Genomic DNA, 13832 nt, shown 5'->3' on the forward strand with positions numbered 1-13832 from the left:
CCTATCGCAATGATAGGAGTTTTTTGTTTCATTAGAATTTTGCAGCAAGATCTTTTGCTTCTTGTAAACCTTTTTCAACGATTGCTTGTGCTTGATCAGGCGCTGCGTTATGTCCTTCGATGACAACTGTATGCAGGTCTTGAACACCCCAGAAACCAAGAACTGTTTTCATGAAGTTTAATGACATTTCAAGTGAAGCCATTGGTCCTTCAGAGTAAACGCCGCCACGTGCGTTAAGAAGCGCAACTTTTTTGCCGCCCATTAAACCAACTGGACCTTCTTGTGTGTATTTGAATGTAACGCCCGCACGAGACAGGTAATCAACATAAGTATGAAGCACTGCCGGCACTGTGAAGTTCCAAAGCGGGAATGCGAAAACAACTTTGTCAGCTTTTACAAACTGATTCAGATATTTGTCAGCAATTGCTGCTTGTTTTTTCTCTTCTTCAGTCATTACCATTCCTTGGCCTGCTTTAAATGTTCCGTTAATCATATCTCTTCCAAGGTAAGGAAGGTTTTCTTTATGAAGATCTAATTCAACCACTTCATCAGCAGGGTTGTTTTCTTTATAAGCAGCTAAGAAAGCTTCGTAAAGTTTAGTTGAAACGCCTTCTTCGGCTGTACGGTCGCTTGATTTTACAAATAATACTGTAGACATTAGTATTCCTCCCGGTAAACTTTTTATATTTACTTACAAATAGTATGTTACTTTCTTTTTTATGCAAAGTCAATCACTTTATTTTGAATATGAGATTTTTTTCAAAAAAAAGCAAGTACATCTCATATCGGTGTACTTGCTTGTCATTTTTACTGTGAATCTTGTTCACGATCCAAAATCTCATACGTCTGTGAGCTTTTTTGATCAATCGTTTCTTTATTGGATAGATCTTTAACCTGTTCGTGAAATTCTCTTTCATATGAGGGGGCATCTGTCTCCAAATCATCCTCCATATCGGCTTGGGCTTCAACTGTCATTCTTGCGTAGGGAACAGCTTCAAGCCTTTCGTAAGGTATGTCTTGGCCTGTTTTTTCGCACACGCCGTAAGTTCCGTCTTTCATTTTTTGTAATGCGTGGTTGACCTCCTCTAACAGCTCCCGGTCAATTTCTCTCACCGTTTGGTCTGTCATCCGGTCTGTGACGAGTGTGCCGTGGTCTGCCATATGGTTGTCAACTCCATTGGAAAGCTCCCCCACTTCTTCCGCCATTGATTCAGTCTTCTTTTTCTCGCCTGACAATTCTTTTTGCATATTGAGCAATTTATGATAGAGATAGTGTGTTTGTTCTTTTGTCAGTGACATGTGTATCCTCTCCTTTCTATCCTGTTTCCCGTTTTGCCTCCTGTCAAACATAGGAACTTTAATAGAAAGATGAGCTACTGTCTTTTGGAACGGATCGTGACCGCCGGCGATGATGGCGTATCCAGATTTCGTTGGCGCTTTTTCCCTTCTCTTTTTGCAGGGTATAAGTCGTGTAAACAGAGTAATGTGCGCTCTGTTCTATTTTTTATATAAAAAAAGCCTAACCATTTTTGAACGGCTGGCTCATCAAATATTCAGCTGCACAAGTGCTTTGTCAGCACCGCTTGAACTTCGCTTAAATCGGTGTCTTTCGCAAATTCTAATTCGAACGTTTTGCTTCTTGTCATCAACAAAAGCCCAGTGTCCGGATCAAACATTCCCGCTTCTTGGATCGCAAAGCTTTCAATTGTTTTATATGGAAGAAATACACGAACCTTCTTTTTAGAAAACATTTTATTGTCAAAGAAAATGATCCGCTTATTTGTAAAGCAAATTTGGTCCACTCGGAGCTTATAAATCGATTCTATTCTTTCCCCTTCAACGAGCAAAGCTTCAAGCTTCTTGGCGTCCGTTGATCTGCTAACAGAAAAAATACCCAATGAAGAACCCCTCTTTCTGCATTTATCTATTTGTTTTATCATTCATTACATAAAAATAAGTCCTTTATCCCTATATAAGGATACGACATAGACGACATTTAAACCATTACGAACAGATTACATTTTTCAAATTTTTGATTTGTTTTTTGTCTTTTGTGTTGTTGTCATCAAGTAATACGCACCTATAGAGAAAAAAGTTTCAATATTCAGCAATATTTTTTTAAAAAAAGAGCGATTTTTTATATTTTCATTGAATTTGTTTTATTTTTCCTGTTTCAACCATAGAAAAAACCGCAGCTGAGCTGCGGTTTTATGTATCTGCTTAGAAAGCCTTTTGCCTGATGCTTCGAGGGTTCAGGCATTAAACCTCTTCGAAGTATTCTTTATAATAGCCGCCGACTTTATTCGTATTGTCGATCACAAAGAGAAACTCCTCTGTTTCATTTTTTACTTCGTATTCTTTTCCCGGCGTTAAAACGCGGTTCACGATATATTTTTTTGCGTTTGTCTGCACACATTTTACCTTTTTGATTGTTTCTTTTTCAAGCCAATTGTTATGAATCATACATGAAATCTCCTTTACTTATCTATAAGCTTATTGTAGCTTTTTTCTTTTGTAAATTGCAATATCAGTTATTCATTGATTTTGCCTTGTTTTCTATTATAGAATGTTTGTATGCGCTTACTCTTTCAGTAAATTACACAGCTTATTTCTGCTATTCAATCAAGAAACGAATGGATTATCACCAGGAATCTCAGAACAGACCATAAAAATTGACTGGAGGTTTGTTACGGATGAGTTCTTTAACGATGCAAGTGACGAAAAGGCTGGAGACATTTTTACAGGGAACAAAGAAGCTTTATATTGACGGAAAGTTTGTCCCGAGTGCCTCAGGGGCCACCTTTGACACTCCCAACCCGGCGACCGGCGAAACCTTGATGACGCTGTATGAAGCCCAGGCTGCGGATGTGGACAGAGCGGTTAAAGCTGCCCGGAAAGCCTTTGATCAAGGCGAATGGAGAACAATGTCTCCGGCTTCGAGAAGCAGACTGATGTATAAGCTGGCAGACTTAATGGAAGAGCATAAAACTGAGCTTGCTCAGCTTGAAACGCTCGATAACGGAAAACCGATAAATGAAACGACGAACGGGGATATTCCGCTGGCTATTGAGCATATGCGCTATTACGCCGGCTGGTGCACAAAAATAACAGGACAGACGATCCCGGTTTCCGGAGCCTATTTTAATTACACGCGCCATGAGCCTGTCGGCGTCGTCGGCCAGATCATCCCATGGAATTTCCCGCTCCTGATGGCGATGTGGAAAATGGGCGCGGCTCTTGCAACAGGCTGTACAATCGTGCTCAAACCCGCTGAACAAACACCGCTTTCAGCTCTTTATTTGGCCGAATTAATAGATCAAGCTGGTTTCCCAGATGGTGTCATTAATATCATTCCGGGCTTCGGTGAAGATGCGGGAGAAGCGCTGACAAACCACGAAGCAGTTGATAAAATTGCCTTTACCGGTTCCACTGAAATCGGAAAGAAAATCATGTCTGCCGCTGCGAAAAGCATTAAGCGTGTTACATTGGAGCTGGGAGGAAAATCGCCTAATATCCTACTGCCGGATGCGAATTTGAAAAAAGCGATTCCAGGCGCTTTAAACGGTGTGATGTTTAACCAGGGCCAAGTCTGCTGTGCAGGATCCCGCGTTTTTATTCATAAAGACCAATATGATGAAGTTGTTAATGAGATGGCGTCCTATGCTGAATCACTCCGCCAAGGAGCGGGACTTCATAAGGATACACAAATCGGGCCTCTCGTGAGCAAGGAACAGCACGAACGCGTTCTTTCCTATATTCAAAAAGGAAAAGACGAAGGAGCAAAAGCAGTGGCTGGCGGAAGCTGTCCTTTTGAAGAAGGATATTTTGTCGCACCGACTGTGTTTGCAAATGTTGATGACGAGATGACCATCGCAAAAGAAGAAATTTTCGGACCGGTACTGACTGCCATTCCGTACGAAACAGTCGATGAAGTTATAGAACGAGCGAATCATTCAGAATACGGACTCGCGGCCGGACTATGGACCGAAAACGTCAAGCATGCCCACTATATCGCTGACCGTCTTCAAGCTGGGACGATCTGGGTGAACTGCTATAATGTGTTTGACGCTGCGTCTCCGTTTGGCGGTTATAAACAGTCAGGACTCGGACGAGAAATGGGATCATATGCCTTAGATAACTACACAGAAGTCAAAAGTGTATGGATTAATCTCGAAGATTAATTTGTATGCCAAAAAACTGCTGCCTGCCAGCAGTTTTTTTGTTTCTGTAATGGCGGTAAAAGACGCTGAATATATATGCTTCTGAAGGAGTTGAGCGTGATGGGCACACTTCAGGAGAAAGTGAGGCGTTATCAAAAGAAAACCATTGCAGAGTTAAAAGACAGGCAAAATGCTGACGGTTCGTGGACATTTTGCTTTGAAGGACCAATCATGACAAATTCCTTTTTTATTTTGCTCCTCACCTCACTAGATGAAGGCAAGAATGAAAAAGAACTGATATCAGCGCTTGCAGCCGGCATTCGTGAAAAACAGCAGCCCGACGGCACATTCATCAACTATCCCGATGAAACGAGCGGAAATATAACGGCTACCGTCCAAGGATATGTCGGGATGCTGGCTTCAGGATGTTTTCACAGATCTGACCCGCACATGAAGAAAGCGGAACAATTTATCATCTCACATGGCGGTTTGAGACATGTTCATTTCATGACAAAATGGATGCTTGCCGCGAACGGGCTGTATCCTTGGCCTGTTTTGTATTTACCATTATCACTCATGGCGCTACCCCCGACATCACCGGTTCATTTCTATCAATTCAGCACATATGCCCGAATTCACTTTGCTCCAATGGCTGTAACACTCAATCAGCGATTCGCTCTTAAAAACCGTAATATTTCATCTCTTCGCCATCTCGATCCGCACATGACAAAAAACCCTTTCACTTGGCTTCGATCCGACGCTTTTGAAGATAGAGACCTCAGTTCTATTTTGACACATTGGAAACGCATTTTTCATGCCCCATTTGCTTTTCAGCAGCTTGGCTTACAGACGGCTAAAACATATATGCTGGACCGGATTGAAAAAGACGGAACATTATACAGCTATGCGAGCGCAACCATATTTATGGTTTACAGCCTTCTGTCACTTGGCGTGCCGCAGCACTCTCCTGTCATTAGAAAAGCAATTTACGGCATCAAATCACTAGCGACAAAGTGCAGCGGAATGCCTTATCTGGAAAACTCTACATCAACTGTTTGGGATACAGCTCTGATTAGCTATGCCCTTCAAGAAAACGGCGTGACCGAAACCGACGGCTCGATTACAAAAGCAGCCGCCTTTTTGCTAAATCGCCAGCATACCAAAATAGCAGATTGGTCTGTCAAAAATCAGAATGCAGCTCCCGGCGGCTGGGGATTTTCAAACATCAATACAAATAACCCTGATTGTGACGACACTGCAGCCGTATTAAAAGCGATTCCCCGCCGTTTTTCTCCTTCGGCCTGGGAGCGAGGGGTGTCTTGGCTTTTATCAATGCAAAACAACGACGGCGGATTTTCTGCTTTTGAAAAAAATGTGAACCATCCACTGATCCGCCTTCTCCCGCTTGAATCCGCCGAGGACGCGGCAGTTGATCCTTCAACCGCCGACCTCACCGGACGTGTACTGCATTTTTTAGGCGAGAAAGCCGGTTTCACAGAATACCATCAACATATTCAGCGCGCTATAAACTGGCAATTCAAACATCAAGAACAAAATGGGTCATGGTACGGGAGATGGGGTGTTTGCTACATTTACGGCACATGGGCTGCTCTTACAGGTATGCATGCCTGCGGGGTCAGCCGAAAGCATCCTGCTATACAAAAGGCCCTGCGCTGGCTCAAATCCATACAGCATGATGACGGCAGCTGGGGAGAATCCTGCAAAAGCGCTGAAATTAAAACGTACGTACCTCTGCATAGAGGAACCGTTGTACAAACAGCCTGGGCTTTAGACGCTTTGCTCGCATACGAAAATCCCGAACATCCATCTGTTGTGAAAGGTATGCAATACCTAACTGACAGCAGCTCTCATGATGCCGATAGCCTGGCCTATCCAGCGGGAATCGGATTGCCAAAGCAATTTTATATCCGCTATCACAGTTATCCATATGTATTCTCTTTGCTGGCTGTCGGGAAGTATTTGAATTCTATTGAAAAGGAGACAGCAAATGAAACGTGAATCTTATCAAACGGAGATGTTCAATTGGTGTGAAGCCTTGAAAGATCAGATTCAAAAGCGGGGACAGCTTGAACAGTTTGAAAATCAGATTGACAAGATGATTGAAGCACTGGAGGATGACCGAACAACAGAAGAAGATTGGTATAAACAGGCCGCTGCCCTTTATCGGGATATTACAGAATCAGGCGATACAAGTGAAAGACGCGCTTACGTCCCTATAGGGAAACATGTGCTGCCAAAGCTCCCATACAAATATTCTGCCTTAGAACCTTATATATCAAGAGACATTATGGTCCTTCATCATACGAAGCATCACCAGAGCTATGTTGACGGTCTAAACAAAGCAGAAACAGAGCTAAAAAAAGCGAGGGCGTCAAAAAATTATGGCTTGATCACTCACTGGCAAAGAGAGCTTGCATTCCATGGAGCAGGCCATTATCTGCACAGTATTTTCTGGTTTTCGATGCATCCAAACGGAAAAAGGCGTCCTACGGGGGCATTGTTCCAAATGATTGACCTTTCATTTGGAAGCTACTCCGCTTTTAAAGAACATTTTACCCAGGCCGCTAAAAAAGTGGAAGGTGTCGGCTGGGCCATTCTGGTCTGGTCTCCACGATCGGGACGGCTGGAGATTTTAACGGCAGAAAAGCACCAGCTCTTCAGCCAATGGGATGTGATCCCCCTTTTACCTCTTGACGTATGGGAACATGCCTACTATTTGCAATATAAAAATGACCGGGCAAGCTATGTCGATCATTGGTGGAATGTCGTGGATTGGCGCGAGGCAGAAAAACGTTTCGAGCAAGCAAAAGAAGTCGTTTGGAAACTCTATTAAAAAAAGCCCCCTTTTCCCGGGGGCTTTGTGTTTTAAAAAATGCCTATCACATGCAAAAATACAATGATGATGGCAACAGGTGAAAGATAACGAATGAGCAGGAGCCAAACCGCAAACCACTTTCGTTTAAGGTTGGAACCGCTTTTCAGCTCGTCGAACAAATCCTGTTTCGGTATTTTTAATGGAACAAAAATAGAAATCAATAACGCGCCTAACGGCATTAAAATATTGCTTACAAGATAGTCTGCCGCATCAAAAATAGACAAGTGGAATATAGAGACGTCACTTAAAACACCATATGATAATGCAGACGGCACCCCGACAATAAAAATAGCAATTCCGCCTAACCAAGCGAATCGTTTTCTTTTATTGACATCACCTTTTGAAAGTACCGCGACCAAAATTTCCAGCATTGAGAAAGCGGATGTCAATGCCGCAAATAAAAATAGAATTAAAAATGCTAATAAAAAGATAATTCCGAACGGCATTTGATTAAATACGGTCGGCAGCACGTTAAATAACAGAACCGGACCTTGGTCTGGTTTGAGGCCGAATGAAAAGACAGCTGGAAAAATCGCAATTCCTGCCATCACAGCAACAAGCACGTTCAATACAGTTACTGATACAGCGGACTGCACCAGATTTTCCTGTTTCTCTAAATAAGAGCTATACGTTACCATGACAGATACACCCACACTTAATAAGAAAAAGGACTGGCCCATCGCGTACAAAATTGTATTAGCGTCAATCGCTGAAAAATCAGGCATCAGGAAAAACTTGAGCCCTTCCATCGCGCCATCAAGCGTAACGGAACGCACCATTAAAATAATAAATAATATAAAAAGCGCCGGCATTAATACTTGGCTTGCTTTTTCAATCCCGCTGCTTACTCCTTTTGCAACAACTAAAATTGTCACCACCATAAAGAGCAGCTGGCCTCCTACAGCCAAATAAGGATTTGAAATCGTACTTGCAAATATCGTATCAAAACCCGATGTTTGCGATAAACCGCCAGTGAAGCCTTTTGTAATATAAATTAAAATCCATCCGCCGACAACGCTGTAAAAAGATAATAGAATAAAGCACGTCGCCATGCCTAGATAACCGATCCAATGCCACTTTGTTCCTGGAGCAAGTGTTTTATAGGACTGTACGGCATCTTTTTGTGTTTTTCTGCCTATGATGAATTCACCTAACAATAAAGGCAGCCCGATTAAAACCGTGAATAAAATAAAAATAAGTAAAAATGCGCCTCCTCCGCTGGTTCCCGCTACATATGGGAACTTCCATATCGCGCCAAGTCCGATAGCTGATCCTGCCGCGGCTAAAATAAAGCCCAGCTTCGAAGACCATTGATTCGCTTCCTTCACCCTATCACTCCTATTTTTATCTAACCATTATAAAGATTCATTGTAAGAATATCTTCCTATATAGTCAAGAACATTTTGATTAGTTTACATAATATATTTATCAGCTATTATAAAAACCTAATCCAACTATTGATATTGAATTATTCAGAAAATTAATTATAATAAGAGGATGCTTAAAAATCTGTGAGAATTTCTGCTGAAGTTCTTGATAAATGTGTTAGGAGTGTTTTTATGGACATCATTAGAAAAATAAGTCATTTCGCGGGACAAACCTTTGGCATTTGGGTCATTGTGTTTGCCGTGCTGGGATTTTCTTTCCCGACACTTTTTACGTGGATCAGTTCTTATATTACGATTTTTCTTGGCATTATCATGTTTGGGATGGGACTTACACTGCAAGCAGATGATTTCAAAGAGCTAGTCAGAAAACCTTGGCATGTCATTATTGGGGTGATTGCTCAGTATACCATCATGCCGCTCGTTGCTTTTGGATTGGCATTTGGGCTGCATCTCCCAGCTGAAATTGCAGTGGGTGTTATTCTTGTAGGCTGCTGCCCTGGGGGAACTGCATCTAATGTCATGACATTTTTAGCAAAAGGGAATACGACGCTTTCTGTTGCTGTTACAACAATTTCTACCTTGTTGGCACCTGTTTTAACTCCGATTTTGATTATGCTGTTTGCCAAGGAATGGCTTCCCGTCTCGCCTGGGTCTTTATTTATTTCAATCTTACAGGCTGTTTTATTTCCGATTATTGCAGGCGTGATCGTCAAAATGTTTTTCAAAAAACAAGTGGCAAAAGCCGTACATGCCCTTCCGCTTGTATCTGTCATTGGCATCGTTGCGATTGTCTCAGCTGTCGTCAGCGGCAACCGGGAAAATCTGCTTCAATCAGGGCTGCTCATTTTTTCTGTTGTTATCTTGCATAACGTGATCGGTTATTCGCTTGGATTTCTTTGCGCAAAGCTTTTAAAAATGGATTATCCGTCTCAAAAAGCAATTGCAATCGAAGTCGGCATGCAAAATTCAGGACTTGGGGCGGCACTTGCCACGGCTCATTTCTCACCGCTATCCGCCGTGCCAAGCGCGATATTCAGTGTGTGGCATAACCTTTCAGGTTCTATGCTTGCAACATACTGGTCAAGAAAAGCGAAAAAGAATCAAGCAGCATCCGAAAGCAGCAATCTACCTCTTTAAATACGCATCAAAAAAGGTACATCACTTTATCGTGATGTACCTTTTTTTATTAACCTTCTAATAAAAGCTGCTCAGGATCTTCAAGTAAATTTTTGATTGTCACAAGGAAACCAACCGCTTCTTTTCCGTCTACAATCCGGTGATCATAGGATAAAGCGAGATACATCATCGGACGGTTTTCAAAACGCTCTTCATCAATTGCCACAGGACGCAGCTGAATTTTATGCATGCCCAGGATACCGACTTGTGGGCTGTTTAAAATCGGAGTTGACATCAGTGAACCGAAAGTCCCTCCGTTTGTAATGGTGAAGGAGCCTCCCTGAAGCTCGCTAAGGGTTAATTTATTGTTTCTTGCTTTTTTCGCAAGCTCGCCGATTTCTTTTTCGATTCCTGCAAATGTCAGGCGGTCCGCATCCCGTACAACCGGAACGACAAGGCCTTCATCAGCCGCAACAGCAATCCCGATATCGTAGAATTTCTTAACGATGAGCTCATCGCCTTGAATTTCCGCATTCAAGAGCGGATATTTTTTCAATGCAGCGACGACCGCTTTTGTAAAGAAAGACATAAAGCCGAGCTTCACTTCATTTTGCTCAAAGAATGAATCTTTGCGGCGTTTTCTCAGATTCATGACAGCCGTCATATCTACTTCATTAAATGTTGTCAGCATTGCTGACGTTTGTTGTACCTCTACAAGGCGTTTGGCAATCGTTTGTCTGCGGCGAGACATTTTTTGCACCTCGACAGGTTTGTCAAAGCTTTGCTGAGCTTTTTGAGCCTGCGGCTGCTGCTGTTTTGGCTGAGGAGCAGGTTTTGATGCCGGTTTTTCGTACGCTTCGACATCCTGCTTGCGCACTCTTCCAAGCGGATCTCCCGTTGGAACTTGAGACAGGTCAATTCCTTTCTCTCTCGCCAGCTTACGGGCTGAAGGAGAAGCAATCGTTCTTGATTTTGCTTCAGTTTGCGCTTCTTCACTCACCTCTTGTGCCGCTGGTTCGGCTTGCTTTTCTTCCTTGCTTTCAGCTTTCTCTGAAGGAGCAGGGGCAGAACTTTCTCCCGCGCCTTCTGAAATTGTGCCGATAATTTCTCCGACCTGGACGGTATCACCCGAATCTTTCAATACCTCTTGAAGTACACCCGATTCTTCTGCTGTCAATTCAACATTTACTTTGTCCGTTTCTAGTTCAAGCAGATATTCACCCTGTTCTACATAATCACCAGGCTGCTTCAACCATTGGGCTATTGTTCCTTCTGAGATTGATTCTGCTAATTCAGGTACCTTAATTTCCGCCATTTTTTCATTTCCCCCTTAGTTTTTGCGAGTCAAGCTATCAGATACAATACGTTCCTGTTCTTTTTTATGAACTGTCGGATCTCCCTCAGCAGGGCTGGATCGTCTTCTTCGTCCAATATATTGAACGCTTACTCCCTCTGGTGCAATTTCTGTCAAATACGGGCTGATATAACTCCACGCCCCCATGTTCTGCGGCTCTTCCTGCACCCAAACAATTTCTTTCAGGTTCGGAAGTTTTGCAAATAGTTCTTTGACTCCCTTTGCCGGGAATGGATACAGCTGTTCAATTCTCGCAATGTGAAGCCACTCTTTACCGTCTTCTAACTTATTGAAATGGTCGCTGATGTCTATGGACACTTTACCGCTGGATAATACCAGTCTGGTTACTTTTTCATAGTCATGAGAAAGTCCGGACTGTTCGTAAACTGGCTGGAAGCGGCTTTCGCTGAGCTCCTGCACTTCCGAAACCGTATTTGGATTACGAAGAAGGCTCTTCGGCGTCATAATGACGAGCGGTCTGATTTCTTCACGAAGCAGCATTTTCGCCTGTCTTCTTAAAATATGGAAATATTGTGCGGCGCTTGTCAGGTTGGCAACCGTCCAGTTGTTTTCCGCTGCAAGCTGCAGGAACCGCTCAATTCTTCCGCTTGAGTGCTCAGGACCCTGTCCCTCGTAACCGTGCGGGAGAAGCATAACTAATCCCGATTTTTGACCCCATTTCGCGCGGCCGGCAGAAATGAATTGATCAAAATACACCTGAGCAGCGTTGGCAAAATCTCCGTACTGCGCTTCCCACATGACAAGCGTTTCCGGTGAATGCACGTTATAGCCGTATTCAAAGCCGAGAACCGATCCTTCAGACAGCGGGCTGTTATGGACAGCAAATGCTGTGCCACAGTCAGATAAGTGATGAAGCGGCACAAATTCTTCGCCAGTCTCACTGTCATGAAGCACAAGGTTTCTTTGTGCGAACGTTCCGCGCTCGGAATCCTGCCCTGTTAAACGAATCGGTGTTCCGTCTTTCAAAATAGAAGCAAACGCGAGAGATTCAGCCAAAGACCATTCCACTTTTCTGTCATCATCGAACGCCTTGGCGCGTCTTTCTAAAATGCGCTTTAGCTTGCCGAAAACGTTAAATGACTCAGGCCAGTTGATCAATTCGCCATTCAGCTTGCGGAGCACATCAAAATCAATGGATGTGTCCACATCAGGAAAACCGTTTGAAACAGGCTCTGGAAGCTCAATTTCACAGGCGGTATGTTCCTTTTTAGCCGGCACTTTCTGATAAGCATCCTCAATACGCTTCGTTACCGATTTTTCGATATTTTGAACAACTTCCTCGGTAAGCACGCCTTCATTTACGAGCTTTTCAGCGAAAATTTGTTTGACGGTCGGATGCTTTCTGACAGCATCATACAGCATTGGCTGAGTGGTTGACGGCTCATCCATTTCATTGTGTCCGTAGCGTCTGTACCCGATCAAGTCAATCAGAAAGTCCTTGTTGAATGTTTTTCGATATTCGACCGCAAACTTAACAGCTGAAAGACAGGCTTCAGGATCGTCCGCATTAACGTGAACAATCGGAATTTCGTAGCCTTTCGCCAGGTCACTGGCATATTTTGTCGATCTTGATTCAGCGCTTTCTGTTGTGAATCCGATCATATTATTGGCGATAATATGGATCGCGCCGCCTACTTGATACCCTTTTAAAGAGCTTAAATTCAATGTTTCTGCGACAATTCCTTCCCCAGGGAATGCAGCGTCACCATGAATTAAAATGGCAAGCGATTTTGTTTCATCCTGTACCGGGTATCCGCTTTGTGTTCTCGTTTCCTGTGCCGCTCTTGTGCTGCCTTCGACAATCGGATTGATAAATTCCAAGTGGCTCGGGTTGTTTGCTAACGTAATGCGCGCTGACTTTGTTTCAGCGTCTTGAAGCTCCCGATTCGCCCCGAGATGGTATTTGACATCCCCTGTCCATCCGTAGCTGATTCCGATTGATCCCTCAGACGGGACAAGATCTTTGTTCGGCGCATGCTGGAATTCAGAGAAAATGATTTCATACGGTTTGCCGAGGACGTGTGCCAAGACATTCAGGCGCCCCCTGTGCGCCATCCCGATGTTGACACTCGTCGTGCCGGTTTTAACAGATTGCGCAATAATATCATCGAGCACTGGAACAAGAGCGTCCAAGCCTTCAATGGAAAAACGCTTCTGCCCGACGAACGTGCGGTGCAAAAACTGTTCGAAGCCTTCTACTTCTGTCAGTCTCTCCAGCACAGCCGACAGCTTTTCAGCTGAGCTCTTCTGGAACAGCTCGCCGGATTCAATCATTTTTGTCAGCCACTCGCGCTCTTTGAAGTCATGCACATGGTCAAATTCAAATGAGATGGTTCTTTTATACGTATTTCGTAAATACTGAATGGCTTCTAAACCGTTCGTAATGTTTTTAGGAGCGTCTTTACAAATCACTGACGCAGGTATTGCTTTTATTTCCTCTTCAGTTAGCCCGTAGTCGGATAATGGAAAAAGTTCGCTCTTTTTCCCATCCTTTCTGAGCGGATTGACGGAAGCGTTTAAATGGCCATACGTTCGGATATCTTCTGCAAGTCTGACTGCGGATGCGATCTTTTGAATCAGATCGGCTGTAACATGTCCCTTTTCTTTTGTTCCCGAGACCTCTTTTATATCGCTTGGCGGAGCACCGAGCTCGTCGAACATTTCCTTTAGATCCGGATCAATGCTGGTCGGATCCTGGGTATACTGATCGTAAAGCTCCAGCGCATAGCCGAGGTTCGGACCGTAAAAATCTTCCCAATTCATTCGTTGTTTCATACTATTTTGAAACATTTGAATATTACCCCCAACTTAGATAATCAAGTGAATGATTCACTATCTTAAAATAACTTTCGAACGCTGTGTCCAAAATTATGTAATAAAAACGCTTCCAACGATAT

General features: G+C 43.4%; 11 protein-coding genes. 4 read left to right on the forward strand and 7 right to left on the reverse strand.

Features of this window, described 5'->3' with window-relative positions:
• Window positions 1–31 precede the first annotated feature (31 nt).
• The 4 genes from azoJ to EFK13_RS10680 form a co-directional block, all read right to left on the reverse strand.
• Window positions 32–658 (reverse strand): FMN-dependent NADH-azoreductase AzoJ, encoded by a 627-nt coding sequence (azoJ, locus tag EFK13_RS10665; protein WP_129505448.1) that lies wholly within the window; start codon window positions 656–658, stop codon window positions 32–34.
• A 149-nt stretch (window positions 659–807) separates the two neighbouring features.
• Window positions 808–1299: a TraR/DksA family transcriptional regulator gene (locus tag EFK13_RS10670; RefSeq protein WP_129505447.1), complete on the reverse strand. Its 492-nt coding sequence runs from the start codon at window positions 1297–1299 to the stop codon at window positions 808–810.
• Window positions 1300–1553: 254 nt separating this feature from the next.
• Entirely contained in the window at window positions 1554–1898 is a 345-nt protein-coding gene (locus EFK13_RS10675) for a PH domain-containing protein (RefSeq protein ID WP_003220141.1), read from the reverse strand.
• Between the two features lie 361 nt (window positions 1899–2259).
• Window positions 2260–2463 (reverse strand): DUF6501 family protein, encoded by a 204-nt coding sequence (locus EFK13_RS10680; RefSeq protein WP_003241656.1) that lies wholly within the window; start codon window positions 2461–2463, stop codon window positions 2260–2262.
• 230 nt (window positions 2464–2693) lie between these two features.
• Here EFK13_RS10680 and dhaS point away from each other — a divergent pair, with 230 nt between their 5' ends.
• The 3 genes from dhaS to EFK13_RS10695 all read left to right on the forward strand — a co-directional run bounded on the left by dhaS (window position 2694) and on the right by EFK13_RS10695 (window position 7014).
• Entirely contained in the window at window positions 2694–4181 is a 1488-nt protein-coding gene (gene dhaS, locus EFK13_RS10685; RefSeq protein WP_129505446.1) for an aldehyde dehydrogenase DhaS, read from the forward strand.
• A 99-nt stretch (window positions 4182–4280) separates the two neighbouring features.
• Complete coding sequence (locus tag EFK13_RS10690) at window positions 4281–6179, forward strand: terpene cyclase/mutase family protein (RefSeq protein WP_129505445.1); 1899 nt, start codon at window positions 4281–4283, stop codon at window positions 6177–6179.
• On the forward strand, window positions 6169–7014 hold the full coding sequence (locus EFK13_RS10695) for a superoxide dismutase (protein ID WP_129505444.1): 846 nt from the start codon (window positions 6169–6171) through the stop codon (window positions 7012–7014). The genes EFK13_RS10690 and EFK13_RS10695 overlap by 11 nt, the downstream gene beginning before the upstream one ends.
• A gap of 32 nt (window positions 7015–7046) precedes the next feature.
• Here the strand turns inward: EFK13_RS10695 and EFK13_RS10700 are convergent, their stop codons facing one another.
• Window positions 7047–8384: a sodium-dependent transporter gene (locus tag EFK13_RS10700; RefSeq protein WP_119996644.1), complete on the reverse strand. Its 1338-nt coding sequence runs from the start codon at window positions 8382–8384 to the stop codon at window positions 7047–7049.
• Window positions 8385–8615: 231 nt separating this feature from the next.
• On the opposite strand from EFK13_RS10700, the gene EFK13_RS10705 reads away from it, so the two are divergent.
• Window positions 8616–9581: a bile acid:sodium symporter family transporter gene (locus tag EFK13_RS10705; RefSeq protein ID WP_129505443.1), complete on the forward strand. Its 966-nt coding sequence runs from the start codon at window positions 8616–8618 to the stop codon at window positions 9579–9581.
• Window positions 9582–9630: 49 nt separating this feature from the next.
• On the opposite strand, the gene odhB is transcribed toward EFK13_RS10705, so the two are convergent.
• Entirely contained in the window at window positions 9631–10875 is a 1245-nt protein-coding gene (gene odhB, locus EFK13_RS10710) for a 2-oxoglutarate dehydrogenase complex dihydrolipoyllysine-residue succinyltransferase (RefSeq protein WP_129505442.1), read from the reverse strand.
• A gap of 15 nt (window positions 10876–10890) precedes the next feature.
• Window positions 10891–13725, reverse strand: a complete 2835-nt coding sequence (gene sucA, locus EFK13_RS10715; RefSeq protein ID WP_129505441.1) for a 2-oxoglutarate dehydrogenase E1 component — start codon at window positions 13723–13725, stop codon at window positions 10891–10893.
• Window positions 13726–13832: the final 107 nt, after the last annotated feature.

Origin of the sequence: Bacillus cabrialesii (assembly GCF_004124315.2) — a bacterium.
GTDB lineage: Bacteria > Bacillota > Bacilli > Bacillales > Bacillaceae > Bacillus > Bacillus cabrialesii.

Bases quoted from the DNA above. Each gene is read 5' to 3' on its own strand.
- EFK13_RS10695 (WP_129505444.1), top strand. From the start codon at position 6,169: ATGAAACGTGAATCTTATCAAACGGAGATGTTCAATTGGTGTGAAGCC.
- odhB (WP_129505442.1), bottom strand. From the start codon at position 10,875: ATGGCGGAAATTAAGGTACCTGAATTAGCAGAATCAATCTCAGAAGGA.
- azoJ (WP_129505448.1), bottom strand. From the start codon at position 658: ATGTCTACAGTATTATTTGTAAAATCAAGCGACCGTACAGCCGAAGAA.
- sucA (WP_129505441.1), bottom strand. From the start codon at position 13,725: ATGTTTCAAAATAGTATGAAACAACGAATGAATTGGGAAGATTTTTAC.
- EFK13_RS10690 (WP_129505445.1), top strand. From the start codon at position 4,281: ATGGGCACACTTCAGGAGAAAGTGAGGCGTTATCAAAAGAAAACCATT.
- dhaS (WP_129505446.1), top strand. From the start codon at position 2,694: ATGAGTTCTTTAACGATGCAAGTGACGAAAAGGCTGGAGACATTTTTA.
- EFK13_RS10670 (WP_129505447.1), bottom strand. From the start codon at position 1,299: ATGTCACTGACAAAAGAACAAACACACTATCTCTATCATAAATTGCTC.
- EFK13_RS10680 (WP_003241656.1), bottom strand. From the start codon at position 2,463: ATGATTCATAACAATTGGCTTGAAAAAGAAACAATCAAAAAGGTAAAA.
- EFK13_RS10705 (WP_129505443.1), top strand. From the start codon at position 8,616: ATGGACATCATTAGAAAAATAAGTCATTTCGCGGGACAAACCTTTGGC.